Below are 25,332 nucleotides of genomic sequence, written 5' to 3' on the forward strand. Positions count from 1 at the left end.
CCCCGGACGACCTCCGGGGCCCGCGGTCCCGCGGCGGGCCGTAAGCTGTGCTCGCTTACCTCATCAGGCGGTTGTTCGCCGCCATAGTGATGCTCGTGGTCATCATCCTGGCCGTGTTCTGCATCTTCTTCCTGATCCCCAAGTGGGCGGGCGTCGACATCGCCCTGAGCTTCGTGGGCAAGCAGGCCGACCCGGGGGCCGTGGAGGGCGTGCGGCAGAAGCTCGGCCTCGGCGACCCGGTCTACCTCCAGGTCTGGCACTTCTTCAAGGGCATCATCGCCGGCCGCACCTACTCCGGCGGCGGTGACGTCGTGCACTGCTCCGCGCCGTGCTTCGGCTACTCGTTCAAGAGCGAGCAGGCCGTCTGGCCGGTGCTGACCGACCGTTTCCCGGTGACCCTGGGACTCGCGCTCGGCGCCGCCGTGCTGTGGCTGATCTTCGGTGTCGCGGCCGGTGTGCTCTCCGCCCTCAAGCGGGGCACCATCTGGGACCGCGGCGCGATGGTCGTCGCCCTGTCGGGTGTCTCCCTGCCCATCTACTTCACCGGTCTGCTCAGCATCGCGATCTTCGACATCGGGCTGCACTGGGTCGACTCGCAGTACGTGCCGTTCGCCGACAACCCGGCCCGCTGGTTCGAGAGCATGATCCTGCCCTGGGCCACCCTCGCCTTCCTCTACGCGGCGATGTACGCCCGCATCACCCGGGCCACCATGCTGGAGATCCTCGGCGAGGACTACATCCGCACGGCTCGCGCCAAGGGCCTGAAGGAACAGACGGTCATCGGCAAGCACGCCATGCGCTCCACCATGACCCCGCTGCTGACCATGCTCGGCATGGACCTCGGCGCCCTCATCGGCGGAGCCATCCTGACCGAGTCCACGTTCAACCTGCCCGGTCTCGGCCGTGCCGTGCTCGACGCCATCAAGAACCAGGACCTGCCCATCATCCTCGGCGTCACCCTGATCACATCTCTCGCGGTGCTCCTCGCCAACCTCGTGGTGGACGTCCTGTACGCCGTGATCGACCCCCGAGTGAGGCTCGCATGACCGAACTGAGCAAGACCGGGGCGGCCGTGGGCGAGCCCACCCCCGCCTCGGCGCCGCCGTCGGCCTTCCTCGAAGTGCGCGACCTGAAGGTGCACTTCCCGACCGACGACGGCCTGGTCAAGTCCGTCGACGGGCTCAGCTTCCAGCTGGAGAAGGGCAAGACCCTCGGCATCGTGGGCGAGTCGGGCTCCGGCAAGTCGGTGACCTCGCTCGGCATCATGGGCCTGCACACCGCCGGCCAGTACGGCAAGCGCAAGGCGCAGATCTCCGGCGAGATCTGGCTGGACGGCACCGAGCTGCTGTCCGCCGACCCCGACCACGTGCGCAAGCTGCGCGGCCGGCAGATGGCGATGATCTTCCAGGACCCGCTGTCCGCGCTGCACCCGTACTTCACGATCGGTCAGCAGATCGTCGAGGCGTACCGCACCCACCACAACGTCGACAAGAAGACCGCGCGCAAGCGGGCGGTCGAGATGCTCGACCGGGTGGGCATCCCGCAGCCGGACAAGCGGGTGGACAGCTACCCGCACGAGTTCTCCGGCGGTATGCGCCAGCGCGCGATGATCGCCATGTCGCTGGTCAACAACCCCGAACTGCTCATCGCGGACGAGCCGACCACCGCCCTCGACGTCACCGTCCAGGCGCAGATCCTCGACCTGATCCGCGACCTGCAGAAGGAGTTCGGCTCCGCGGTCATCATCATCACCCACGACCTGGGCGTCGTCGCCGAACTCGCCGACGACCTGCTGGTGATGTACGGCGGCCGCTGCGTCGAGCGCGGACCCGCCGAGAAGGTGTTCTACGAGCCCCGCCACCCCTACACCTGGGGCCTGCTCGGCTCGATGCCGCGCCTGGACCGCGAGCAGCAGGAGCGCCTGATCCCGGTCAAGGGCTCCCCGCCCTCCCTCATCAACGTCCCGTCCGGCTGCGCCTTCAACCCGCGCTGCCCGTACGCCGACGTGCCCAAGGACAACGTCACCCGCACGGTCCGCCCCGAGCTGGCCGAGGTCGGCAGCCGCCACTGGGCCGCCTGCCACATGAGCGCCGAGCAGCGGGAGCGTATCTGGACCGAAGAGATTGCGCCGAAGCTGTGAGCGAGAACTCCAAGGACACGGACGTGACCCTGCCCGCGCAGAGCGACGGCACCGAGCCGAAGGCCGCCGGTGCGGCCACCCTCACCAAGGACGCCGCCGAGGGTGACGTCCTGCTGAAGGTGACCGGGCTGCAGAAGCACTTCCCGATCAAGAAGGGCCTGTTCCAGCGGCAGGTCGGCGCGGTCCACGCGGTGGACGGCATCGACTTCGAGGTGCGCCGCGGTGAGACCCTCGGCGTGGTCGGCGAGTCGGGCTGCGGCAAGTCGACCATGGGCCGGCTGATCACCCGGCTGCTCGAACCGACCGGCGGCACGGTCGAGTTCGAGGGCAAGGACATCACGCACCTCGGGGTGGCGGGCATGCGCCCGATGCGCCGCGACGTGCAGATGATCTTCCAGGACCCGTACTCGTCGCTGAACCCGCGCCACACCATCGGCACGATCGTCGGCGCCCCCTTCAAGCTCCAGGGCGTCACGCCCGAGGGCGGCATCAAGAAGGAGGTGCAGCGGCTGCTGTCGGTGGTCGGGCTCAACCCCGAGCACTACAACCGCTATCCGCACGAGTTCTCCGGCGGTCAGCGCCAGCGCATCGGCATCGCCCGCGCGCTCGCGCTCAACCCGAAGCTGGTGGTGGCCGACGAGCCGGTCTCCGCTCTGGACGTGTCGATCCAGGCGCAGGTGGTGAACCTGCTGGACGACCTCCAGGAGGAGCTGGGCCTGACGTACGTCATCATCGCGCACGACCTGTCGGTCGTCCGGCACGTCTCGGACCGGATCGCGGTGATGTACCTCGGCAAGATCGTGGAGCTGGCCGACCGCGACCAGCTGTACCGGTCGCCGATGCACCCGTACACCAAGGCCCTGATGTCGGCGGTGCCGATCCCGGACCCGCGGCGCAAGCACGCCAAGAGCGAGCGCATCCTGCTCAAGGGCGACGTGCCCTCGCCGATCTCGCCGCCCAGCGGCTGCCGCTTCCACACGCGGTGCTGGAAGGCGACGCAGATCTGCAAGACCACGGAGCCGCCGCTGATCGAGCTGCGGCCGGGGCAGCGGGTGGCCTGCCACCACCCGGAGAACTTCGAGGACCAGCAGCCGCAGGACACGGTTCTGCTGACCGCGGCCAAGGAGGCGGCGGAGCTGGTCTCCAACGAGGTCCTGGCGGAGTCGGCGGCGACGTCGGCGGCGGTCGCGGCCGAGGTGGCGGCGGCAGAGGCCACCACCGGGGACGAGACGCCGGCCGCGGAGGCGGCTGACGCCGCTGCGGAGGCGGACGCGGCTCCCGCGGAGGCGGACGAGGCTTCCGGAGAGGCTGAGGAGGCTTCCGAGGAGGCGGCTGACGGCGCTTCGGCGGCGGACGAGGCTGCTCCAGAGGCGGACGCGGCTGCGGACGCGGCGGCTTCCGACACGGAAGACGCTGCTCCGGAGGCCGAGGAGGCTTCCCCGGAAGCCGGTGACACCGCTCCCGAGGCCGGTGACACGGCTGCCGAGACCGGTGACGCGGCTGCCGAGGCCGGGGAGTCGGGCACCGCCGGGAAGTCGGACAAGTAAGCGCCCCAGGGGCGTGCGCCTTGCTTTGCCAGGTGCACGCCCCGCGAGGCGTCAGAATGTTCGGGTGATCCCCCAGCTCTTCAGCCCCTCCGTCCAGCACACGCTCGACCTGGTCGGCATCTTCGTCTTCGCCATCTCCGGCGCGCTGCTGGCCGTGCGCAAGAACTTCGACGTCTTCGGCATCGCCGTCCTCGCCGAGGTCACCGCGCTGGGCGGCGGGCTGTTCCGGGACCTGATCATCGGCGCGGTGCCGCCGGCCGCCTTCACGGACCTCGGTTACTTCCTCACGCCGCTGCTCGCCACGCTCGTGGTCTTCTTCCTGCACCCGCACGTCGAGCGGATCCAGGCCGCGGTCCTCGTCTTCGACGCCGCCGGCCTCGGCCTGTTCTGCGTCGCCGGGACGACGAAGGCGTACGCCTACGGCCTCGGCCTGACCGCGTCGGCCACCCTGGGCCTGGCCACCGCGGTCGGCGGCGGCGTGCTGCGCGACGTACTCGCCAACGAGGTGCCCTCGCTGCTGCGCTGGGACCGCGACCTGTACGCGGTGCCGGCGATCGTCGGCTCCACGATGGTCGCCCTGTGCATCCGCTACGAGGCCCTCACCCCGCTGGCCAGCGGCCTCGCCGCGCTCGCGGCCTTCGTCCTGCGGCTGCTCGCGATGCGCTTCCACTGGCGGGCTCCGCGCGCCTGGAACCGGCGTTCGACGGTCACGGAGGAGTAGGTCTCAGTCCTTGCGCCCGGCCCCCCGCTGGGCGGGAGCCCCACTGGCCAGCTCGGCCCGCGTGGTGCCGGAGTGCGACGGCGACCGGGGAGCGGTGGGGGTGTGGTCCTTGACGCCGTGCTTGCCCATCTGCACCGACAGCCAGCGGAAGACGGTGTCCACCTGGGGCTTCCACAGGGCCATGGTGTGCCCGCCCGCGGTGCGCGGCAGATAGACCACGTGCACGGTCGTGGGCGCCTTGGCGGCCTGCTTCAGCGCCAGGGCCGCCTCGTAGCCGTCGCCGGGCTGGCCGGAGAGGTAGAGGGCGACCTGCGGCGGCGTCGCGGCCTTGCGCAGCAGCACATAGGGGTTGTTCGCGGCCCGCAGCGCCGGGGTCTGTGCGGCGAGGGAGTTGCTCTCGCCGATCGGGTCGTTGTACCCGGACAGGCTCACGGCGGCCCGGTAGCGGTCGGGGTGGGCGACGGCGAGCTTGGCGGCGCAGTGCGCGCCGGCGGAGTACCCGGCGACCGCCCAGCCGCCCGGCGAGGGCTGCGTGCGGAAGTTGTCCTTGACCATCTTGGGCACGTCGATGCTGAGCCAGGTGTCGGCGTTGACCGTGCCGGGGATGTTGGCGCAGCCCGTGTCCACACCGGCCAGCAGGTTGGTGCGCGGCGCGACCAGGATGAACGGCGCGACCTCCCCGGAGCGCATCAGCGGCAGCAGCTGCTCGTGGGCCTTCATCGAGCCGAACCAGGCCTTGGCCGAGCCGGGGTAGCCCGGCAGGAGCTCGACGACCGGGAACTTGTAGTGCCGCCAGGCGGGCAGGTGGTACTGCGGCGGCAGCCAGACGTAGACCTCGGCGTCCACCCCGGACACCTGGCCCTTGAGCTGGGTGACCTGCACCCCGCCGGCCGCGCGCATCCCGGGCCCCGTCGCCGGGCTGAACTTCTGTTCGACCTTGGGCAGCTTGTCCAGCGCGATGTTGCCGGTGCCGTTCGCACCGAGGTCGGCGGCCTGGTGGACGTGGTCGCCGGTGCCGAGCAGGTCGTCCCAGTTGTCGTACAGGTTGTTGGAGTTGTTGACCAGGACGAAGACCAGGGCGACGGCGGTGCCCTGGGCGAACAGCAGCATCAGCAGCCGGGCGGCGGCGCGCAGCACCTTCGGTCCGCGCAGCCGCGACCACAGGACCAGCGGAACGAGCACGGCCACCACGGCCAGCACGATCAGGGTGTAGAGGAACGGAGTCCCGGTGAGGCTCATGTCCCTAGAGAGGGCGATAACCGCGACAAGGTTTACGGACTAGTACGGACACTTACCGATTAATTGCCGAACCCTCACCTGTGCGGCGGTGCGCGGAGGGCTCGCGGCCGGATCGCGGCGGAGAAAAGCTACCGCTTAGTAGTTACCTGTTGTACCGTTCAGTCATGTCAGAAGCAGCTTCCGCAGCGGCCCGCCGGGCCACGATCGGCGACAGCGAGTTCGACCGGGACACCGCCGTCACCCGCCGCGCCCCGGGCGTCTACGACATCGACCTCTCGGCCGGCTGGACGATCATCAGCGCCGTCAACGGCGGCTACCTGCTGGCCGTCCTCGGCCGCGCCCTGGCGGACGCCCTGCCCCACCCCGACCCCTTCACCGTCTCCGCGCACTACCTGACGGCCTCTCAGCCCGGCCCCGCCGTGGTCCGCACCGACGTCGTGCGCGCCGGCCGCACCCTCTCCACCGGCCAGGCCTCCCTCTTCCAGTACGACGAGGAGGGCCGCGAGGTCGAGCGGATCCGCGTCCTGGCCTCCTACGGCGACCTGGCCGCGCTCCCCGACGACGTGCGCACCACGGCGAAGCCGCCCGCCCTCCCGCCCATGGAGCACTGCTTCGGCCCGGAGGACGGTCCCAAGCCGGTCGACGGCAGCTCGGCCATCGCCGACCGGCTGATGCTGAAGCTGGACCCGGCCACCCTCGGCTGGGCGCTCGGGCAGCCGTCGGGCAAGGGCGAGATGCGCGCCTGGTTCGGTCTCGCCGACGGCCGCGACCCCGACCCGCTCTCCCTGCTGCTCGCCGTGGACGCCCTGCCGCCGACCGCCTTCGAGATGGGGCTCAAGGGCTGGGTGCCCACCGTCGAACTGACCGTCCACGTCCGGGCCCGCCCGGCCGCCGGCCCGCTGCGGGTGGCCATCACCACCCGGAACCTGGCCGGCGGCTTCCTGGAGGAGGACGCCGAGGTCTGGGACAGCGCCGACCGCCTGGTCGCCCAGTCCCGGCAACTGGCCCGGGTCAGGCTCGGCTGAGCGGGGCGCGGCCGAGCCAGGCCGCGAGCCTGTCGTAGACACCGGCGTCCTCGGCGGCGGGCCGCACCCGCTCGAAGGGCGTGTCGCCGCCGCGCCGGGTCGCGGGCAGCACGCGCTCGGCCGTGGCCAGCGCGAAACCGGCCAGTTCGGGGTCCAGGGCGAGCGGGTGGCCGACGGCCTCGGACAGGTCCCAGGTGTGCGTGACGATCTCCATCACATAGCCGGAGAGCGCTTGCCACCCGGCCACCTCGCCCCACGGCACCCGCACCGGCGCCGCCATCCGTTCGTCGGACTCCCACGCCTTCAGCACCCGGGCCCTGACCTCGTCGTAGGCCTCGGGCCAGCCGGCGTCCTCCACCCCCTCCGCGAACGGGTGCACGGCCATGCCGTCCCCGCCCTCGCCCACCACCGCGATCCGCAGCGTGCCGCCGACCATGTGACTGAGCAGCCGGCGCACGTCGAACTCGGTGCAGGGGGTGGGTCCGTCCAGCTGCTCGGGCCGGACGGTACGGATGAGGGCGGCGGCCTGCTCGGTGGCGCGGGCGTAGACGGGGCGCGGGTCGATGACGTTCATCGGGTACCTCTCTCTCGGTCGGTACGCCGATGCTCGGCCCATAACCTGACAGCTTCCGTCAGCATTTGCCTGCGGCTCTGCTCCGGCGGGATTCTGATGCCGTGAAGTCCGACCGCCTGCTGTCGATCCTGCTGCTGTTGCAGACCCGCGGCCGCGTCCCCGCGCACGAACTGGCCGAGCGTCTTGAGGTGTCGGTGCGCACCATCTACCGCGACATCGAGGCCCTGTCCGCCTCCGGCGTCCCCGTCTACGCCGAACGCGGACGGCACGGCGGCATCCGGCTGCTCGCCGGCTTCCGTACGGATGTGACGGGCCTGACCGCCGACGAGTCCCGGGCCCTGTTCATCCTCGCCGCCCAGGGCGCGCACGCCGCCCTCGGTCTGGACGCCGCACTGGGCTCCGCACTGCGCAAGGTGATGGCCGCGCTGCCGGAACCCCACCGCCCCGCGGCCGAGGTGACCAGCCGGCGCATCCTGGTCGACGCCACCCGCTGGCGCGGCGGCCCCCGGCAGGCCGTCGACCTGGACGTGCTGCAGGACGCCGTGTTCACCGACCGGCGCTTGAGGCTGCGCTACCGGCACAGCGGCGACAGCGAGCCGCGCACCTACACCGTCGACCCCTACGGCCTGGTCTCCAAGGCGGGCGTCTGGTACCTCGTCGCCGACCGGCGCGGGCGGCCGCGGCTCTTCCGTGCCGACCGGGTGCGCTCGGCGACGTCGCTCGACGCCCCGGTGCGGCGCCGGCCCGGCGTCGAACTCGCCGACGTCTGGGAGGTGCTGCGCCGTCAGGTGGAGGAGCGGCCGGGCGGTCTGGAAGTGGTGGTGCGGGTCCGGCGCGACCGGCTCGGCATGTTCCAGCGCATGATGGCCGCCACGCTCGTCGAACCCCCCGACGACGACGGGCGGGGCGACTGGGTGACCGCCCGGCTGTCGTACGGCGTCGTCGCCGAGGCCCGTCAGCTGCTCGCGTTCTCCGACCGCGTCGAGGTGCTCTCGCCGCCCGAGGTCCGCGCGGAACTGGCCCGCGCGGCACGGTCCGTGACGGAGCTGTACGGGCCCGGCTGAGGCGCCTCAGTTCTGCCAGTGCCGGCGGCCGATGCTGATCAGGCGCATCTGGCGGGTGGCCAGCCGGGTGACCCGCTCCCGCTCCTCCTCCCGCGTCTCCTCGGGCCGCTCCAGGGTCTCCAGGAAGAGGGAGGCGGTGATGAGCATCTGGTCCACGTAGAGGGTGGCGAGCATCAGCAGGTCGTCCTCGCTCCAGCCCTCGGAGACGGGGTCGCCCGCCAGCTCGGCCTTCACCTCCTCGGCGAACCGCTCCAGTTCGCCGCGGATCGCCTCGCGCACCGGCTGGACCCCGCCATGTCGCTCACGGGCGATAAACCGGACATGTGCGGGGTACGCGTCCACATGACGGGCGATCAGCTCGACGGCGCGCACGATGCGCTCCTCGTGGTCGCCCGCCGTGGACACCGTGGTCCGGATCATCGGGTGCAGGCTGCCCAGCGCCTCCTCGACCAGCGCCACGCCCAGATCCGCGATGGAGCGGAAGTGGCGGTAGAAGGCGGTCGGGGCGACCCCGACGGCGCGGGTGACCTCGCGCAGTCCCAGGCTGCTCAGGCTCTGCTCCTCCAGCAGGGCGAGCGCCGCGTCCAGGAGCGCCTGGCGGGTCTTCTGCTTCTGGGCCTGCCGGATGCCGAGGGTGTGACTCATGCCATGCAGTTAACAACTGTTCTCCGGAATTGGAAAGCCGTCCGGCGCGCTAGACTGGGGAGTCAGTGAACAACTGTAACTACAACCGTTCACCGAAACTTCACGAGAGCATCTCGGAGGGGGTTTCATCCCATGCTCTTCCTCGTCGCCGCACTTCTGCTCCTCGGTGTCGTGATGGGCACCGTGGCCCACGCGCCGCTGTCCTTCACCGCCGTCGCGGCCGTCGTCATCGCCCTGTGGCTGGCTGTCTTCGCCCTGCGCGAGCGCCACGCCCGCCGGCGCGGCACGTCGGCCCGTTGACCGTCCAGCCGTCCATCTCCGACCGTCGGGAGCCGACCATCATGCAACTGACCGCACCGGCCGCGCGCCGCACCGGCAGCCGCGACACCGACGGCATGGCCGTCGCGTCGTTCGTCCTCGGCCTGCTGGGCCTGCTCGTCCTCAACCTCTTCCTCGGCCCCATCGCCATCGCCCTGGCGGCCATCGCCCTGTGGCGCGGCACGACCCGCCCGGGCCGCGCCTACCTGGGCCTGACCCTGGGAGTGGCCGACCTGGTGGTCCTCCTCGCCTTCATGCAGGCGGACCACTCGGTGTCCTGGAGCTTCTAGACCGCCGACGGGCCGCCAGTGCGCTGGCGTCTGGCCGCCATGGGCGGACGCCCGTACCACCGTGGGCAGTCGTTCCGCAGGGCGGAACGGGTGGGCACGGCCTGCAGCGCCGGGCGCGACGCCACCCACTCCAGCCGCAGCCGAGGTAAGGCGCACAACCTCGCTGCAACCCCGGCCGACTCTCCACCCAAGCCCAGCCGAAGACGCCCCGTAGAATCGGCGTCACCATGGCTTACCTCGACCACGCCGCGACCACCCCGATGCTCCCGGAGGCGGCAGAGGCCCTGACCGCCCAGCTGAGCATCACGGGCAACGCCTCGTCCCTCCACGCATCGGGCCGCAGGGCACGCCGCACCGTCGAGGAGGCCCGCGAGACCCTCGCGGAAGCGCTCGGCGCCCGCCCCAGCGAGGTGGTGTTCACCTCCGGCGGCACCGAGGCGGACAACCTGGCGGTCAAGGGCCTGTACTGGTCCCGCCGCGCCGCCGACCCGGCCCGCACCCGGGTCCTCGCCAGCCCCGTCGAGCACCACGCCGTCCTGGACGCCGTGCACTGGCTCGGCGAGCACGAGGGCGCCACCGTCGAGTACCTCCCGGTGGACGCCCACGGCCGGGTCCACCCCGACGCGCTGCGCGAGGCCATCGAGCGGGACCCGGGCGACGTCGCCCTCGCCACTGTCATGTGGGCGAACAACGAGATCGGTACGATCCAGCCGGTCCGTGAACTCGCCGACGTGACCGCCGAGTTCGGCGTCCCGCTGCACTCCGACGCGGTGCAGGCCTTCGGTCAGGTCCCGGTCGACTTCGCCGCCTCCGGACTCGCCGCGATGACCGTCTCCGGCCACAAGATCGGCGGTCCCTACGGCATCGGCGCCCTGATCCTCGGCCGCGAGTACAGCCCCGTGCCCGTCCTGCACGGCGGCGGCCAGGAGCGCCACGTCCGCTCCGGCACCCTGGACGTCCCGGCGATCGCCGCGTTCGCGGTCGCCGGCCGCCTCGCCGCCGAGCAGCGCGAGTGGTTCGCCCGGGAGATCGGTGCCCTGCGCGACCAGCTGGTCGACGCCGTCCGCGCGGCGGTGCCGGACGCGATCCTCGGCGGCGACCCCGCGCCGGAGGGCCGGCTGCCGGCCAACGCCCACTTCACCTTCCCCGGCTGCGAGGGCGACTCCCTGCTGCTCCTGCTGGACGCCCAGGGCATCGAGTGCTCCACCGGCTCCGCCTGCACCGCGGGGGTGGCCCAGCCCAGCCATGTCCTGCTCGCCACCGGCGTCGACCCCGACCTGGCCCGCGGCACCCTGCGCTTCTCCCTCGGCCACACCTCCACCGAGGCCGACGTCGAGGCGCTGGCGAAGGTCATCGGGCCGGCGGTGGAACGGGCCCGCGCGGCGGGGCTCGTCTGACCGACGGCGCCGCCCGCCCCGGGCGCGCGAAAAGGACCTACGAGACGGGTTCCCTTCGCCGGCATGGTCCGGATCAGGTATTGGGGGTCGCCGTCGGGTCGCTCGCCCTTCGGCCTCTCAGCCCGACCGTCGACGTCGGCCTCAGCGGAAGCCGAAGCTTCTCGCTCAAGTCGGCTACTCCGGTTGGACTCCCTCACTCGCCCCGTAGGCCACTTACCAGGATAGAACGGCTGCAGGGCAAAGGAAGAGGGGCAAACCGGATTTTTTACCACCGGGTTCGCGCGCCTCACGCGGGTGCCGTGCGCGCCCGTCGCACCAGCCCCAGATAGCGGTCCCAGTCCCAGTGCGGACCCGGGTCGGTGTGGTCCGTGCCCGGCACCTCGACATGGCCGATGATGTGCTCCCGGTCCACGGGTATGCCGTAGCGCCGGCATATCCCCGCCGTCAGCCGCGCCGAGGCGGCGTACATGGCGTCGGTGAAGTCGCGCGGCCGGTCCACGAACCCCTCGTGCTCGATGCCTATGCTGCGCTCGTTGTACTCCCGGTTGCCCGCGTGGAAGGCCACGTCCAGCTCGCGGATCATCTGCGTCACGCGTCCGTCCTTGCGGACGATGTAGTGCGCCGCCGCCTTGTGGCCCGGGTCCTGGAACACCTTCACGGCGCTGCCGTAGCCGCCCTGCGTGACATGGACGACCACCCGGTCGATCGGGTAGTCGTCCGGCCGGTCGGCGCGGCGGTAGTTCGCCGGGGAGGCCGCCACCCACAGCGCGCCCCGGAAGTCGACCGCGCCCGCCACCCGCGGCTTCTCCACCCCCGGCAGCCGCCACCACAGATGCCCCAGCTCGTCACGGGCCAGCACCGCCGTGCCCACGGCGGCCGCCGCACCGCCGATGAGCAGGGCACGCCGCCCGATCCGCCGGTCCGCGTCGCTCTTCGCATCCCCCATGTGATCGTGAACGCATATCCGGCCGTCCCGGTTCCCGCGCACCCGTACTCTGGAAGGGCTATGACTGACACCCCGCAGCGCTCCCGCCCCCTCCGCGTCCTCGCCGCCATGTCGGGCGGCGTCGACTCCGCCGTCGCCGCGGCCCGCGCCGCCGAGGCGGGCCACGACGTCACCGGCGTCCACCTCGCGCTCTCCGCGAACCCCCAGTCCTTCCGCACGGGCGCGCGGGGCTGCTGCACCATCGAGGACTCCCGCGACGCCCGCCGAGCCGCGGACGTCATCGGCATCCCCTTCTACGTGTGGGACCTCGCCGACCGCTTCCGCGAGGACGTCGTGGAGGACTTCGTCGCCGAGTACGAGGCCGGCCGCACCCCGAACCCGTGCCTGCGCTGCAACGAGAAGATCAAGTTCGCCGCGCTGCTCGACAAGGCGCTCGCCCTCGGCTTCGACGCGGTGTGCACCGGCCACTACGCCAAGGTGATCGTCCGCGAGGACGGCACCCGCGAGCTGCACCGCGCCTCCGACATGGCCAAGGACCAGTCGTACGTGCTCGGCGTGCTGGACGACAGGCAGCTGGCGCACGCGATGTTCCCGCTCGGCGACACGGTCACCACCAAGGAGGAGATCCGCGCGGAGGCCGAGCGCCGCGGTCTCGCCGTCGCCAAGAAGCCCGACTCGCACGACATCTGCTTCATCGCCGACGGTGACACCCAGGGCTTCCTCGCCAAGCGCCTCGGCAAGGCCGAGGGCGACATCGTCGACGAGTCCGGCAACAGGCTCGGCACCCACGAGGGCGCGTACGGCTTCACCATCGGCCAGCGCAAGGGCCTGCGCATCGGCACCCCGGCCCCCGACGGCAAGCCGCGCTACGTCCTCGACATCTCCCCGGTGACCAACACCGTCACGGTCGGCCCGGCCGCCGCCCTGGACGTCACCGCGCTCACCGCGATCAAGCCGCGCTGGTGCGGCATCGCCCCGGCCGGCCCCGGCACCTACACCGCCCAGCTGCGCGCCCACGGCGGTGAGACCGAGGTGAGCGCCGAGCTGGTCGACGGCGAGCTGCGGGTCACCTTCACCGAGCCGGTCCGCGGCGTCGCCCCCGGCCAGGCGATCGTCCTGTACGACGGCACGCGCGTGGTGGGCTCGGCGACGATCGCCGCGACCACGCGCGCGACGGCGGGCGTGGCCTGACGCGGCCGCCCGTCGCCTACCCGCAGAAGTACTCCGTGAGCACCGGGCCCAGGACGTCCGGCTCGACCATGTGGGTCTGGCCCTCCAGGACCCGGAAGTCGCCGCGGGGTGCCGCCTCGGCGAGCGCCCGGTTCCCCTCGCGCATCCACGCCGGGCTCGCCCCGCCCGCGACCACGAGGAAGGGCACGGAGATCGCGGCGAGCCGCTCGCGGGGCAGCAGGCCGTCGCCCATCACCGCCGCGTCGTACGCCAGGCTGGGCGCGATCGCCTCCATGCCGGCCCACATCGGGGACTGCCGTGCGCCCCGGATGACCTCCTCGCCGAGGCCGGTCAGGCGCAGGAACAGCTCCACCGCGTCCCCGCGCCGGTCCTCGGCGAGCGCCGCCGTCAGGTTGCGCGCGTAGGCGGCCTGCTGCTCGGCACCGCCCGGGAGGAAGTCCGCGAACGGCACCTCGTACACACCCGCCCGGCGGACCGGCAGCCCGCTCGCCACCGCCTCGACGACCAGCGCACCGCCCGAGGAGACGCCGAACAGGGCCGCCTCCCCGCCCACCGCGTCGATCAGCGCGGCCAGGTCCTCGACCTCACGCTCCACCGCGTACGGCTCCGTGTCGCCGCTCTCGCCGCGCCCCCGCCGGTCGTAGACCACGGCCGTGCAGCGCTCGGCGAGCCGCCCGGCCAGCGGGGCCAGCGTGCCCCCGGTGGACATCGCGCCGCTGACCAGGATCACGGCGGGGCCGTGTCCGTGGCGGGTGCAGGCGATGCGGGTGCCGTCCCGCGAAACCGCCGTCAGCCTGTCGTGACCGTCCTGCTTCTCCTGCTTCTCCATGGCACTGCAGACTGCCGCAGAACGGCCGGCTGATCGCTCACGACACTTCGACGTCGTAGAAGCACAGACGGCCCTTGATCTCGGCGACCTCCGGCTTGGGGTCCGGGTAGGACCACACCAGGTCGGGTGCGCCGGGCAGCGACCAGTAGGACGCCGTGCCCTTGAACGGGCAGTAGGTGTGCGTGTCGGAGGGGGCGAGGAGGTCGAGCCGGACGTCCTCGGCGGGCAGGTAGTACCGCGGCGGACAGCCGGTCTCGCGCAGGACGAGCGTGCGGTCGCTCTCGGCGATGACGTGGCCGTCGTGGACCACGCGCACGTGCCGGTCGCTCCGCTCGACGGTGATGGTGTGTCCCTGGGTCATGTCCCGGCAGCGCTTTCCGCGCGCGTGTTCTTCCCGCGTACGGTGACTCCATGCGTATCTGTGTCTTCCTCTCCGCCGCCGACCTCGACGACCGCTACACCACCCCCGCGCGGGAGTTCGCCGAACTGCTGGGCAAGGGCGGCCACACGCTGGTGTGGGGCGGCTCGGACGTCGGTCTGATGAAGGTGGTCGCCGACGGTGTGCAGGAGGCCGGAGGCCGGCTGTGCGGGGTCTCGGTGGACTTCCTGGCGCACAAGACCCGCCCGGGCGCCGACGAGATGGTGATCGCCAAGGACCTCGCCGAGCGCAAGAAGCTGCTGCTGGAGAAGGCCGACGCGGTGGTGATCATGGTGGGCGGCACCGGCACGCTCGACGAGGCCACCGAGATCCTGGAGCTGAAGAAGCACGGCCACACCGACAAGCCCGTGGTGCTGCTGAACACCGCGGGCTTCTACGACGGGCTCAAGGTGCAGTTCCGGCGCATGGAGGACGAGGGCTTCCTGCCCCGGCCGCTCACCGACCTGGTGTTCTTCGCCGAGGAGCCGGTGGGCGCGCTGGCCTACCTGGAGGAGAGCCAGGGCATCGTGTGAGCCGGCGGTGATGCGAGCATGGCGGGCATGGCTACACATGTGATCACCGGAGCCGGCTCCGGCATCGGCGCGGCCGTGGCCCGCCGCCTGCACGCGCGCGGGGACGACCTCGTGCTGCACGCGCGCGACGCGGGCCGTGCGAAGGAGCTGGCCGCCGAGTTCCCCGGCGCGAAGACCCTGGTCGGCGATCTCGCGGACCCCGAGAAGCTGTCCTGGGCGCTGTCCCACCAGTCCCTGCCGGACCGCGTGGACTCGCTGCTGCACATCGCGGGCGTCGTCGACCTCGGCCGGGTCGGCGACCTGACCCCCAAGTCCTGGCGCCACCAGCTGGCCGTCAACCTGATCGCCCCCGCCGAGCTGACCCGCCTGCTGCTGCCCCAGCTGCGCGTCGCCCGCGGCCACGTGGTCTTCGTCAACTCCGGCGCCGGCCTCAACGCGCACGCCGAGTGGTCCGCGTACGCGGCCTCCAAGCACGGGCTGAAGGCCCTCGCCGACTCCCTGCGCCAGGAGGAGCACGCGAGCGGCGTCCGCGTCACCTCCGTCTACCCCGGCCGCACGGCCAGCCCCATGCAGGCCAAGGTCCACCAGCAGGAGGGCAAGGAGTACGACCCGGGCAAGTGGATCGACCCCGAGTCGGTCGCCACGACGATCCTGATGGCGATCGACCTGCCGCGCGACGCGGAGGTCAACGACCTGACGGTGCGCCCCGGCCGCTGACACCCCGCGGGGACGGCGCCGGGAGTCCCGGCCGCAGGCACTCGGGGAACGACCCCCGGTGACGCTTACGTAGGCTTCAGGCGTGAGCGAAGACAGTCAGTTCAGGTTCGGTGCGGCCACCGGCGTCGGTTCGATGCCCGGTGGTGACGCCCGGGAGGCCGCCAAGACCGTCACCGGGTCCTTCGAGGACTTCCCGTTCCTGCCCGAGCTGCCCGCGCGCGGACCCGGCGCGGACATGATCGGGCGCACCGCCGGGATGCTCGTCGAGCTGTACGCGCGCGTGGAGCCCAGCGGCTGGCGCATCGGCGACCGGCCGGGCCGCGACAGCAAGCGGGCCCGGTCGTGGCTGGGGGAGGACCTCGACGCGATGGAGGAGTTCACCCAGGGCTACCAGGGCCCGCTGAAGGTGCAGGCGGTCGGGCCGTGGACGCTCGCCGCGAGCCTGGAGCTGAAGAACGGCGAGGCCGCTCTCGGCGACCCCGGCGCCTGCCGCGACCTCGCCGCCTCCCTCGCCGAGGGACTGCGGCTGCACCTCGCCGAGGTCCACCGCCGCGTCCCCGGCGCGCAGCTCGTGCTCCAGCTGGACGAGCCGTCCCTCACCGCCGTCCTGCGCGGCCAGGTCAGGACCGCCAGCGGCTACCGCACCCACCGGGCCGTCGACCGCCAGATCGTCGAGGCCACGCTGCGGGACGTCGTCGGCGTGCACGGCGACGGACCGGTCGTGGTCCACTCCTGCGCCCCCGACGTGCCCTTCGCCCTGCTGCGCCGGGCGGGCGCGGCGGCCGTCTCCTTCGACTTCTCCCTGCTCACCGAGCGTGACGACGAGGCGATCGGTGAGGCGGTGGAGGGCGGCACCCGGCTGTTCGCCGGTGTCGTCCCGGGCACGGACGGCCCGTTGTCAGACCCTGCCGGTAGCGTCATGGGTGTCAGGACGCTGTGGCGCAGGCTGGGGCTGCATCCGGGGCTGCTCGCCCGGGCGGTCACGGTCACGCCGGCGTGCGGGCTCGCGGGCGCCTCTCCGGCGTACGCGCGTCAGGCGCTCGCCCACTGCGTCCGGGCGGCGAGATCCCTCGCGGACAACCCTGAGTAACGGGAGGAAACACGGTGGCCGGCGACAAGCAGCAGGCGGAGACGGCAGTGCCCGCCGAGGCACGTGAGAAGCACGCGCAGCTCGCTGAGCAGATCGAGGAGCACCGCTTCCGGTACTACGTGAAGGACGCTCCCGTCATCAGCGACGCGGAGTTCGACCGGCTCCTGAAGACCCTTGAGGCGCTGGAGGAGCAGTACCCGGAGCTGCGCACGCCGGAGTCGCCGACCCAGAAGGTCGCGGGCTCGTACGCGACGGAGTTCACGTCCGTCGAGCACCGCTCCCGCATGCTCTCCCTGGACAACACCTTCAACGACGACGAGCTCGCCACCTGGGCCGACCGCATCGCGCGCGAACTGGGCGACCAGACGTACCACTTCCTGTGCGAGCTGAAGGTCGACGGCCTCGCCGTGAACCTCACCTACGAGCACGGCCGGCTCACCCGCGCGGCCACCCGCGGCGACGGCCGCACCGGCGAGGACATCACCCCCAACGTCCGCACGATCGCGGAGATCCCGGACCGCCTCAAGGGCGACAAGGTCCCCGCCCTCGTGGAGATCCGCGGCGAGGTCTACTTCCCGGGGGAGAAGTTCGAGGAGCTCAACGCCCGTCTGGTCGAGGCGGGCGACAAGCCCTTCGCCAACCCGCGCAACGCCGCCGCCGGTTCGCTGCGCCAGAAGGACCCGCGCGTCACCGCCACCCGCCCGCTGCACATGGTCGTCCACGGCATCGGCGCCCTGGAGGGCTACGAGGGCCTCACCCGCCTCTCCCAGGCCTATGACCTGCTGGGGACCTGGGGTCTGCCCACCTCCCGGCACAACAAGGTGGTCGACGGCCTCGACGGCGTGCGGGAGTTCATCGCCTACTACGGCGAGAACCGGCACTCCGTGGAGCACGAGATCGACGGCGTCGTCGTCAAGCTCGACGAGATCCCGCTCCAGGGCCGGCTCGGCACCACCTCCCGCGCGCCGCGCTGGGCCATCGCCTACAAGTACGCGCCGGAGGAGGTCAACACCAAGCTGGTCAACATCCGCGTCGGCGTCGGCCGCACCGGCCGGGTCACCCCGTACGCGCAGGTGGAGCCGGTGACGGTGGCCGGCTCCGAGGTCGAGTTCGCCACCCTGCACAACCAGGACGTGGTCAAGGCCAAGGGCGTCCTCATCGGCGACACGGTCGTGCTGCGCAAGGCCGGTGACGTCATCCCGGAGATCCTCGGCCCCGTCGTCGACCTGCGCGACGGCACCGAGCGCGAGTTCGTGATGCCGAGCGAGTGCCCCGAGTGCGGCACGCCGCTGCGGCCCATGAAGGAGGGCGACGTCGACCTGCGCTGCCCCAACGCCCGCACCTGCCCGGCCCAGCTGCGCGAGCGCCTGTTCTACCTCGCGGGCCGCAAGGCCTTCGACATCGAGCACTTCGGGTACGTCGCCGCGGCCGCCCTCACCAAGCCGCTGGAGCCTGAGGAACCGCCGCTCGTCGACGAGGGCGACCTGTTCGACCTGACCGTCGAGCAGCTGCTGCCCATCAAGGCGTATGTCCTCGACCAGGACAGCGGTCTGCCCAAGCGCGACCCGAAGACCGGCGAGGAGAAGATCGTCACCGTCTTCGCCAACCAGCAGGGCGAGCCGAAGAAGAACGCCCTGGCCATGCTGGAGAACATCCAGGCCGCCAAGCAGCGCCCGCTCGCCCGGGTGCTCACCGGGCTGTCGATCCGGCACGTCGGACCGGTCGCCGCCGAGGCCCTGGCGCGCGAGTTCCGCTCCATCGACCGCATCGAACAGGCCAGTGAGGAGGAGCTGGCGGGCACCGAGGGCGTCGGCGCCATCATCGCCGCCTCCCTCAAGGAGTGGTTCGCCGAGGACTGGCACCAGGAGATCCTGCGCAAGTGGAAGGCCGCCGGCGTCCGCATGGAGGAGGAGAGCACCGGGGAGGACGAGGGACCGCGCCCGCTGGAAGGGCTTACCGTCGTCGTCACCGGCACCCTGGAGCACTTCACCCGGGACGGGGCCAAGGAAGCGCTGCAGAGCCGCGGCGCCAAGGTGACCGGATCGGTGTCGAAGAAGACCTCGTTCGTCGTCGTGGGTGACAACCCGGGATCGAAATACGACAAGGCGATGCAGCTCAAGGTGCCGGTACTGAACGAGGACGGCTTCAACGTCCTGCTCGGCCAGGGACCGGACGCCGCGGCGGACGTCGCGCTTTCGGCCGAGGAGTAGCGGTTGAAGGCCACTCGATCGGCGCATATCAGATGCATACGGGTGGCCGGGGCGCATTCGGGCAACCGTCGACGACCGCTGCCCGTGGAAGCCGTCTGCGGCCTACTGTTGAGATGTGCGCCTGCCGTGCCCAGCTGCGGTCGGGGCATTCCCGTGCTCTTCATGGGCAAGGGGAAGGGTTTTCCAACGCGGAGCCGTTGATGGATGTCGGGCATCGGGCCGCGTGGCGTGGGCACCGCCGGCAGTGAGAGGGACGGGAATGGAACCGACCGAGAGCACCGCCCCCGGCTCACGGCTGCGCCTGCGCCGTGTGGCGGGCGTATGGCGGGGGAGCCGGTGGGTGACACGTGCGGGGCGCGAGGGCGCCCGGGAGCGTGCCGCCCCGCAGCGCATGTGCACCGACGCACCCGACCCCGCCCGCCACGGCGCCGGCCCGCCGCCCGGCGCCGACGGACCCGACGCCCCCCGGAGCCGCACCGGCCTGGCCGCCGGCGTCGACCGGCTCGCCCGGGTCCGGCGCCGTGCCGGTCTGGCCGCCGGCGTCGAAGCGCTCGGCCCCGCACGGCCGGCCGCCGGCCTGCCCGGCGCCGAGCACGAACGCCACCTGTCCTGGCCCCCGCTGCCCGCGGCGGTCGTCGCGGCCGCCGGGTTCGTCCTGGGCGCCGGCTTCTACCGCGCCTTCGCCAGCGGCCACGCCCTCTTCCCCTCCGGCTCGGTCGGCTGGTCGCTGGCCCTGCTGACCGGCGTCATCGTCGGCCACCTGGTCATGCTGGGCCGCGCCCGCTGGTGGGGCGGCACCGGCTCCGGAGCCGCCCTCACCCTCGCCGTCCTGCTGCTGTACGGCTGGGTGCCGGCCGGCATGGTCAGCCTCACCGTCGTCGTCCTGGTCGGCATAGCCCGGCGCCACCGCTGGCGGCAGGGGGTGCTGCACGGCGCGGTGGACCTGCTCGGCATCGGCGCCGGCGCCCTGGTGCTGGCCGCCTTCGGCGCCGTACCGTCCGTCGAGGCGCCCTCGGACCCCGGCACCTGGACCTTCTACACCGCCCCCGAGGTGGTGCTCGTCGCGGTCGCCTACCTCGCGGTGACCCGCACCCTGCTGTGGTACCTGCACGCGCCGCGGTCCGGCGGTCTGCCCACGGTCGCGCGCACCGCGCTGGTCAGACAGGGGCTGGTCGCCGTCGCGCTGCTCGGCATAGCCCCGCTGGTGTGCGTGGTGGCCACCGCCAAGCCCGTGCTGCTGCCGCTGTTCGCCATCCCGCTGATCGCCCTCGACTCCACCCTGTGGATAGCCCGGGCCCGGGCCGAGGAGCAGCTGCGTGACCCGCTCACCGGGCTGCCCAACCGCCAGTGGCTGCTGGAGCGTATCTGGACCGCGCTGGACGACGCCGAGCGCATAGGCGCCCGCGCCGCCCTGATGCTGATCGACCTGGACCGTTTCCGGTCGGTCAACGACACCCTCGGTCATCTCGCCGGTGACCGGCTGCTGCTGCAGATAGCCGACCGGCTGCGGCTGGCCCTGCCGCGCGGGGCGGAGGTGGCGCGGCTCGGCGGCGACGAGTTCGCCGTGTTACTGCCGGTCGCCGACTCCACGACCTCGGCGATGCGCGTCGCCCGCGGCCTGGTCGCCGACCTCAGCTCCCCGCTCGACCTCGACGGCCTCACCCTCGTGCTGGAGGCCAGCGCCGGCGTCGCCGTCTTCCCCGACCACGCGCTCGACGCGGAGGGCCTGCTGCGCCGCGCCGACGTGGCGATGTACCAGGCCAAGCGGGACCGCACCGGCGTGGAGGTCTACGAGTCCAAGCGGGACTCCAACACCCCCGACCGGCTCGGACTGCTCGGCGATCTGCGCCGGGCGCTGGACGCGCACGAGGTCCAGCTGCACTACCAGCCCAAGGTCCGCTTCGACGGCCAGGTGGCCGGCCTGGAGGCGCTGGTGCGCTGGGTGCACCCGGAGCGCGGGAAGGTGCCGCCGGACGAGTTCATAGCGATCGCCGAGTCCTCGGGCCTGATGCCGCACCTGACGGAGTACGTCCTGGACACCGCGCTCGGCCAGGTCGCCGAGTGGCGCTCCCAGGGGCTGTTCGTCCCGGTCGCCGTCAACGTCTCCCCGCGCGACGTGCACACCCCCGGCTTCGCCGGCTCCGTCGCCGCCCGGCTGGCCCGGCACGGGGTCCCCGCGGGGGCGCTGCAGCTGGAGATAACGGAACACGTCCTGCTGGAGGACCCGCAGCGGGCCGCCGACACCCTCGCCGGGCTCACCGGACACGGCGTGAAGATGTCCCTGGACGACTTCGGCACCGGCTACTCCTCCCTGGTCCATCTGCGCCGCCTCCCGGTCAGCGAGCTGAAGATCGACCGCTCCTTCGTGGCCCGGCTCGCCGTGGACACCGAGGACGCCGAGATCGTGCGCTGCACGGTCGACCTCGCCCACTCCCTGGGCCTGCTGGTCGTCGCCGAGGGCGTGGAGGACGACGAGACCTGGGAGCGCCTGCGCGATCTCGGCTGCGACGCCGTCCAGGGCTGGCTGGTCGCCGCCGCGATGCCCCCGGAGGAGACGACGGCCTGGCTCCTGGCCCGCGGCTCCCGAGGCTGGCAACGTCCCAAGGCAGTCCTCCCCGCCGCCGAGTGAAACGGCCTTCGAGACTGCCGGGTGACGCCGAAGGGGGCTCACCCGGAGCCGCGTGACGCCCGGGTGGGCTGTCCGGTGCGCGCTCAGCGGCCCGCGCTGAAGTGTGCCGTCAGCAGCCGCAGTCTCTGCTCGTGGCCGCCCTCCGGGAGCCTGCCGCTGCGCATCAGGGTCACCAGGCCGTGCAGCCCCGCCCAGTAGGTCTCCGTGAGCAGAGCCAGGTCGTCGCCCTCGGCCGCGATCGGCTCCACCGCCCGCAGCAGCTCGCCGAAGGCGTCCTGCAGCGGGGCCGGCGCCTCGGGCGTGGCGAACGGCAGGTCGACGATGTGCGTGAACATCGCGTCGTACAGCGCCGGCCGCCGCCTGGCGAAGGCGGTGTAGGCCTCGCCCGCGGCCGCCAGCGCCTCCCGCGTGCCCGTCGCCGCCTCCCGCGCCGCGCGCAGCTCCGTGGCCAGGTCGGCGCAGCCCTGGACCGCGACCGCCGCCATGATCGCGTCCTTGCCCTTGAAGTGGCTGTAGAGGACGGGCTGGCTGTACTCGATCTCGGCGGCCAGGCGCCGGGTGGTCACCGCGTCCCAGCCCTCGGCTTCCGCCAGTTCCCGCGCGGCCGTCACGATCAGCCGCTCGCGCTCCGCTCGTTCGCGCTCCCGGCGCGTCTGGATCGTCATGGAAGAAATTCTAGCAGCGCTAGCGAATCTGTCGGCGCTCTGCTAGCTTCGCTCTTGTTCCTAGCGCTGCTAGAAAACCGACACAGGGGGACTCCATGACCGTCACCACCTACACCCTGGCCGTGCTGCTCGACCTGTTCTGCCTCTTCCTCGGCTACCGCTTCTGGTTCCAGCCCGCCCCCGCGGCTGCCGGCTACGGCGTCCCGGCCGACCCGCGCGGCGACGCCGGCGCCTACCTGTCGGTCAAGGGACTCAGGGACGGCACCTTCGGACTGGTGGGCCTCGCCCTGCTCGCCTTCGCCGGAGCCCGCGCCGAGGCCTGGTTCATGCTCTGCGTGGCGCTCGTCCCGCTCGTGGACACCTGCATCGTGCTGCGCAACGGCGGCGCGAAAGCCGTCGCCTTCGGGATCCACTTCGCCACCGCCGTCGTTGTACTGATCAGCGCCGGACTGCTCTTCGCGGTCTGACCGCGTCCGGCAACGGTCTGACCACATCCGACAAGGGGAACGCGTCATGTCGCTGTTCGTACCGAAGTTCGACGAGACCGTCCTGGTCCGCGACGCCGATGCGGAGGTCGTCGGCGGCGACCCCGTCGCCGTCAGGCTGCTCGCCGACAGCAGCGCCAGCGGCGGCGCGCTGTCCACCGTCCGCGTGACCCTCGCCGAGGGCGCCGACGGCGCCAGACCGCACGTCCACCACAACTCGGCCGAGATGTTCTACCTGCTGGACGGCGAGGCCGAGGTCCTCTCCGGCGAGGACGTCGTCACCGCCGAGCGCGGCGACCTGATCATCGTCCCGCCGGACCGCCCGCACGCCTTCGCCGCCGCCCCGGGCAGCACCGCCGACCTGCTCATCGTCATCACCCCGGGCGTCGAGCGCTTCGAGTACTTCCGCCACCTTCAGCGCATCCGCCTGGGCGAGGCCACCGTGGAGAGCCTGCTGGAGGTACAGGAGCGGTACGACAACCACTTCCTGAAGAGCGACGCCTGGGACGGCCGCCGCCGGTGACCGCCGGGGCCGCGGCAAACCGTTTCACGGGCACGGGCCCCCGCCCCATAGGATTGGCCCCAAACCACACACACTCACCCCAGAGGATCGCTGCATGCCTGGCATCACGCGCGAGGAGGTCGCCCACCTCGCCCGGCTGGCGCGTCTGGAGCTGAAGCCCGAAGAGCTCGACCACTTCGCAGGCCAGCTGGACGACATCATCGGCGCGGTGGCCCGCGTCAGCGAGGTCGCCGACCAAGACGTACCGCCGACCTCGCACCCGCTCCCGCTGACGAACGTCATGCGCGCGGACGAGGTCCGTCCCTCGCTCACCCCCGAGCAGGCGCTCTCCGGCGCCCCCGCCCAGGAGCAGCAGCGTTTCAAGGTGCCGCAGATCCTGGGGGAGGACTGACCATGACGGACAGCATCATCAAGCTCACCGCGGCCGAGATCGCCGCGAAGATCGCCTCCGGCGAGCTCACCGCCGTCCAGGTCACCGAGGCCCACCTGGCCCGGATCGAGGCCGTCGACGAGAAGGTGCACGCCTTCCTGCACATCGACCGCGAGGGCGCGCTCGCCCAGGCGCGTGCCGTCGACGAGAAGCGCGAGCGCGGCGAGAAGCTCGGCCCGCTGGCCGGCGTCCCGCTGGCGCTGAAGGACATCTTCACCACCGAGGGCGTGCCCACGACCGTCGGCTCGAAGATCCTTGAAGGCTGGATCCCGCCGTACGACGCCACCGTCACGCGCAAGCTGAAGGCCGCCGACGTCGTCATCCTCGGCAAGACCAACATGGACGAGTTCGCCATGGGGTCGTCGACGGAGAACAGCGCCTACGGCCCGACCGGCAACCCGTGGGACCTCACCAAGATCCCCGGCGGCTCCGGCGGCGGTTCCTCCGCCGCGCTCGCCGCCTTCGAGGCCCCGCTCGCCATCGGCACCGACACCGGCGGCTCCATCCGTCAGCCGGCCGCCGTCACCGGCACGGTCGGCGTGAAGCCGACGTACGGCGCCGTCTCCCGCTACGGCATGGTCGCCTTCTCCTCCTCCCTCGACCAGGGCGGCCCCTGCGCCCGCACGGTCCTGGACGCGGCCCTGCTGCACGAGGTGATCGCCGGCCACGACCCGATGGACTCCACCTCCATCGACGCCCCGGTCCCGCCGGTCGTCGAGGCCGCCCGCAACGGCGGCGTCGAGGGCATGCGCGTCGGCGTGGTCAAGCAGTTCCGCGGCGAGGGCTACCAGGCCGGCGTCATCCAGCGCTTCGACGAGTCCGTCGCGCTGCTGAAGGAGCTGGGCGCCGAGATCGTCGAGCTGGACTGCCCGTCCTTCGACCTGGCGCTGTCGGCGTACTACCTGATCGCGCCCTCCGAGTGCTCCTCCAACCTCGCCCGCTTCGACGGCCTGCGCTACGGCCTGCGGACCGGCGACGACGGCGGCCACTCGGCGGAGGAGGTCACCTCCCTGACCCGCGAGGCCGGCTTCGGCCCCGAGGTCAAGCGCCGCATCATGCTGGGCACGTACGCGCTGAGCTCCGGCTACTACGACGCGTACTACGGCTCCGCGCAGAAGGTCCGCACGCTGATCAAGCAGGACTTCGACAAGGCCTTCGAGCAGGTCGACGTGATCGTCTCCCCGACGACCCCGACCACCGCCTTCCCGATCGGCGAGCGCGCCGACGACCCGATGGCGATGTACCTCGCGGACCTGTGCACCATCCCGACCAACCTGGCGGGCAACGCGGCCATGTCCCTGCCCTGCGGTCTCGCCCCGGAGGACAACCTCCCGGTCGGCCTGCAGATCATCGCCCCGGTGATGAAGGACGAGCGCCTGTACAAGGTGGGCGCCGCGGTCGAGGCCGCCTTCGTGGAAAAGTGGGGGCACCCGCTCCTGGAGGAGGCACCGTCGCTGTGAGCAAGCTGTCCAAGGCCAAGGACTTCAAGAAGTCCAAGTCCGGTACGTACCTGTCGATGGCCACCACCGCGTTCGGCGCGCTCGGTGTCGCCAAGCAGATCAAGAAGGCCCGCGCCGAGCAGGACACGCTGCGGCTGATCGACGCCACCGTCTCCGCGGTCGCGATCGTCACCGGCCTCGCCATCCTGTACCGCGAGCTGAAGCGGCTGGGCGACGACGACGTCCTGCTGGGCTGAGAGGGAAGTT

27 protein-coding genes and 1 riboswitch are annotated in these 25,332 nt (G+C 72.0%); of the genes, 20 read left to right on the plus strand and 7 right to left on the minus strand.

Annotation, left to right across the window (positions count from 1 at the left end):
• Window positions 1-47 precede the first annotated feature (47 nt).
• The 4 genes from C3489_RS17980 to C3489_RS17995 all read left to right on the plus strand — a co-directional run bounded on the left by C3489_RS17980 (window position 48) and on the right by C3489_RS17995 (window position 4,408).
• Window positions 48-1,046, plus strand: a complete 999-nt coding sequence (locus C3489_RS17980) for an ABC transporter permease (RefSeq protein ID WP_103782869.1) — start codon at window positions 48-50, stop codon at window positions 1,044-1,046.
• Window positions 1,043-2,140, plus strand: coding sequence for an ABC transporter ATP-binding protein (locus C3489_RS17985; protein WP_103782870.1), 1,098 nt, complete (start codon window positions 1,043-1,045; stop codon window positions 2,138-2,140). The genes C3489_RS17980 and C3489_RS17985 overlap by 4 nt, the downstream gene beginning before the upstream one ends.
• A gap of 23 nt (window positions 2,141-2,163) precedes the next feature.
• Window positions 2,164-3,687: an ABC transporter ATP-binding protein gene (locus C3489_RS17990; RefSeq protein ID WP_181139725.1), complete on the plus strand. Its 1,524-nt coding sequence runs from the start codon at window positions 2,164-2,166 to the stop codon at window positions 3,685-3,687.
• Window positions 3,688-3,751: 64 nt separating this feature from the next.
• Window positions 3,752-4,408 carry a trimeric intracellular cation channel family protein gene (locus C3489_RS17995; RefSeq protein WP_103782872.1) on the plus strand — a complete coding sequence of 219 codons (657 nt, stop codon included), beginning with the start codon at window positions 3,752-3,754 and terminating at the stop codon, window positions 4,406-4,408.
• Between the two features lie 3 nt (window positions 4,409-4,411).
• Here the strand turns inward: C3489_RS17995 and C3489_RS18000 are convergent, their stop codons facing one another.
• On the minus strand, window positions 4,412-5,647 hold the full coding sequence (locus C3489_RS18000; RefSeq protein ID WP_103782873.1) for an esterase family protein: 1,236 nt from the start codon (window positions 5,645-5,647) through the stop codon (window positions 4,412-4,414).
• Between the two features lie 164 nt (window positions 5,648-5,811).
• Between C3489_RS18000 and C3489_RS18005 the strand changes: the two genes are divergently transcribed.
• On the plus strand, window positions 5,812-6,672 hold the full coding sequence (locus C3489_RS18005) for a thioesterase family protein (protein WP_103782874.1): 861 nt from the start codon (window positions 5,812-5,814) through the stop codon (window positions 6,670-6,672).
• On the opposite strand, the gene C3489_RS18010 is transcribed toward C3489_RS18005, so the two are convergent.
• Window positions 6,659-7,246 (minus strand): TIGR03086 family metal-binding protein, encoded by a 588-nt coding sequence (locus C3489_RS18010; RefSeq protein ID WP_103782875.1) that lies wholly within the window; start codon window positions 7,244-7,246, stop codon window positions 6,659-6,661. The genes C3489_RS18005 and C3489_RS18010 overlap by 14 nt on opposite strands.
• Window positions 7,247-7,347: 101 nt before the next feature.
• Between C3489_RS18010 and C3489_RS18015 the strand changes: the two genes are divergently transcribed.
• On the plus strand, window positions 7,348-8,310 hold the full coding sequence (locus C3489_RS18015; protein WP_103782876.1) for a YafY family protein: 963 nt from the start codon (window positions 7,348-7,350) through the stop codon (window positions 8,308-8,310).
• Between the two features lie 6 nt (window positions 8,311-8,316).
• Here the strand turns inward: C3489_RS18015 and C3489_RS18020 are convergent, their stop codons facing one another.
• Window positions 8,317-8,955: a TetR family transcriptional regulator gene (locus C3489_RS18020; RefSeq protein ID WP_103782877.1), complete on the minus strand. Its 639-nt coding sequence runs from the start codon at window positions 8,953-8,955 to the stop codon at window positions 8,317-8,319.
• 132 nt (window positions 8,956-9,087) lie between these two features.
• Here C3489_RS18020 and C3489_RS18025 point away from each other — a divergent pair, with 132 nt between their 5' ends.
• The 3 genes from C3489_RS18025 (at window position 9,088) to C3489_RS18035 (ending at window position 10,960) form a co-directional block, all read left to right on the plus strand.
• Complete coding sequence (locus C3489_RS18025; protein ID WP_103782878.1) at window positions 9,088-9,255, plus strand: hypothetical protein; 168 nt, start codon at window positions 9,088-9,090, stop codon at window positions 9,253-9,255.
• Window positions 9,256-9,296: 41 nt separating this feature from the next.
• On the plus strand, window positions 9,297-9,563 hold the full coding sequence (locus tag C3489_RS18030) for a DUF4190 domain-containing protein (protein WP_103782928.1): 267 nt from the start codon (window positions 9,297-9,299) through the stop codon (window positions 9,561-9,563).
• Between the two features lie 227 nt (window positions 9,564-9,790).
• Complete coding sequence (locus tag C3489_RS18035; RefSeq protein ID WP_103782879.1) at window positions 9,791-10,960, plus strand: cysteine desulfurase family protein; 1,170 nt, start codon at window positions 9,791-9,793, stop codon at window positions 10,958-10,960.
• A gap of 33 nt (window positions 10,961-10,993) precedes the next feature.
• A riboswitch (TPP riboswitch) is annotated at window positions 10,994-11,165 on the minus strand.
• A gap of 81 nt (window positions 11,166-11,246) precedes the next feature.
• Here the strand turns inward: C3489_RS18035 and C3489_RS18040 are convergent.
• Window positions 11,247-11,906: an N-acetylmuramoyl-L-alanine amidase gene (locus C3489_RS18040; protein WP_103782880.1), complete on the minus strand. Its 660-nt coding sequence runs from the start codon at window positions 11,904-11,906 to the stop codon at window positions 11,247-11,249.
• 60 nt (window positions 11,907-11,966) lie between these two features.
• Between C3489_RS18040 and mnmA the strand changes: the two genes are divergently transcribed.
• Complete coding sequence (gene mnmA / locus C3489_RS18045; protein WP_103782881.1) at window positions 11,967-13,097, plus strand: tRNA 2-thiouridine(34) synthase MnmA; 1,131 nt, start codon at window positions 11,967-11,969, stop codon at window positions 13,095-13,097.
• A 16-nt stretch (window positions 13,098-13,113) separates the two neighbouring features.
• On the opposite strand, the gene C3489_RS18050 is transcribed toward mnmA, so the two are convergent.
• Both C3489_RS18050 and C3489_RS18055 read right to left on the minus strand, forming a co-directional pair.
• A complete protein-coding gene (locus C3489_RS18050) occupies window positions 13,114-13,926 on the minus strand; it encodes an alpha/beta fold hydrolase (RefSeq protein ID WP_103782882.1) in 813 nt (270 codons plus the stop codon).
• A 37-nt stretch (window positions 13,927-13,963) separates the two neighbouring features.
• Window positions 13,964-14,287 carry a DUF427 domain-containing protein gene (locus C3489_RS18055; protein ID WP_103782883.1) on the minus strand — a complete coding sequence of 108 codons (324 nt, stop codon included), beginning with the start codon at window positions 14,285-14,287 and terminating at the stop codon, window positions 13,964-13,966.
• A gap of 50 nt (window positions 14,288-14,337) precedes the next feature.
• Between C3489_RS18055 and C3489_RS18060 the strand changes: the two genes are divergently transcribed.
• The 5 genes from C3489_RS18060 (at window position 14,338) to C3489_RS18080 (ending at window position 21,523) form a co-directional block, all read left to right on the plus strand.
• Window positions 14,338-14,877 (plus strand): TIGR00730 family Rossman fold protein, encoded by a 540-nt coding sequence (locus C3489_RS18060; protein ID WP_103782884.1) that lies wholly within the window; start codon window positions 14,338-14,340, stop codon window positions 14,875-14,877.
• Between the two features lie 27 nt (window positions 14,878-14,904).
• The gene (locus C3489_RS18065; RefSeq protein WP_181139722.1) at window positions 14,905-15,594 is read left to right on the plus strand and encodes an SDR family oxidoreductase; all 690 of its coding nucleotides are present in this window, start codon (window positions 14,905-14,907) and stop codon (window positions 15,592-15,594) included.
• 82 nt (window positions 15,595-15,676) lie between these two features.
• Window positions 15,677-16,684, plus strand: a complete 1,008-nt coding sequence (locus C3489_RS18070) for a methionine synthase (protein ID WP_103782886.1) — start codon at window positions 15,677-15,679, stop codon at window positions 16,682-16,684.
• 14 nt (window positions 16,685-16,698) lie between these two features.
• Window positions 16,699-18,894: an NAD-dependent DNA ligase LigA gene (gene ligA, locus C3489_RS18075; RefSeq protein ID WP_103782887.1), complete on the plus strand. Its 2,196-nt coding sequence runs from the start codon at window positions 16,699-16,701 to the stop codon at window positions 18,892-18,894.
• Window positions 18,895-19,153: 259 nt separating this feature from the next.
• Window positions 19,154-21,523, plus strand: coding sequence for a bifunctional diguanylate cyclase/phosphodiesterase (locus C3489_RS18080; RefSeq protein ID WP_103782888.1), 2,370 nt, complete (start codon window positions 19,154-19,156; stop codon window positions 21,521-21,523).
• An 83-nt stretch (window positions 21,524-21,606) separates the two neighbouring features.
• Here the strand turns inward: C3489_RS18080 and C3489_RS18085 are convergent, their stop codons facing one another.
• On the minus strand, window positions 21,607-22,188 hold the full coding sequence (locus tag C3489_RS18085) for a TetR/AcrR family transcriptional regulator (RefSeq protein WP_103782889.1): 582 nt from the start codon (window positions 22,186-22,188) through the stop codon (window positions 21,607-21,609).
• A 95-nt stretch (window positions 22,189-22,283) separates the two neighbouring features.
• On the opposite strand from C3489_RS18085, the gene C3489_RS18090 reads away from it, so the two are divergent.
• The 5 genes from C3489_RS18090 (at window position 22,284) to C3489_RS18110 (ending at window position 25,322) form a co-directional block, all read left to right on the plus strand.
• Window positions 22,284-22,655, plus strand: coding sequence for a DUF4267 domain-containing protein (locus C3489_RS18090; protein WP_103782890.1), 372 nt, complete (start codon window positions 22,284-22,286; stop codon window positions 22,653-22,655).
• A 46-nt stretch (window positions 22,656-22,701) separates the two neighbouring features.
• Entirely contained in the window at window positions 22,702-23,196 is a 495-nt protein-coding gene (locus C3489_RS18095) for a cupin domain-containing protein (RefSeq protein WP_103782891.1), read from the plus strand.
• Between the two features lie 94 nt (window positions 23,197-23,290).
• On the plus strand, window positions 23,291-23,587 hold the full coding sequence (gene gatC, locus C3489_RS18100) for an Asp-tRNA(Asn)/Glu-tRNA(Gln) amidotransferase subunit GatC (protein ID WP_018531282.1): 297 nt from the start codon (window positions 23,291-23,293) through the stop codon (window positions 23,585-23,587).
• 2 nt (window positions 23,588-23,589) lie between these two features.
• Entirely contained in the window at window positions 23,590-25,086 is a 1,497-nt protein-coding gene (gene gatA, locus C3489_RS18105; protein WP_103782892.1) for an Asp-tRNA(Asn)/Glu-tRNA(Gln) amidotransferase subunit GatA, read from the plus strand.
• The gene (locus C3489_RS18110; RefSeq protein ID WP_103782893.1) at window positions 25,083-25,322 is read left to right on the plus strand and encodes a hypothetical protein; all 240 of its coding nucleotides are present in this window, start codon (window positions 25,083-25,085) and stop codon (window positions 25,320-25,322) included. The genes gatA and C3489_RS18110 overlap by 4 nt, the downstream gene beginning before the upstream one ends.
• Window positions 25,323-25,332 lie beyond the last annotated feature (10 nt).

Source organism: Streptomyces sp. Ru71 (assembly GCF_002920535.1).
GTDB lineage: Bacteria > Actinomycetota > Actinomycetes > Streptomycetales > Streptomycetaceae > Streptomyces.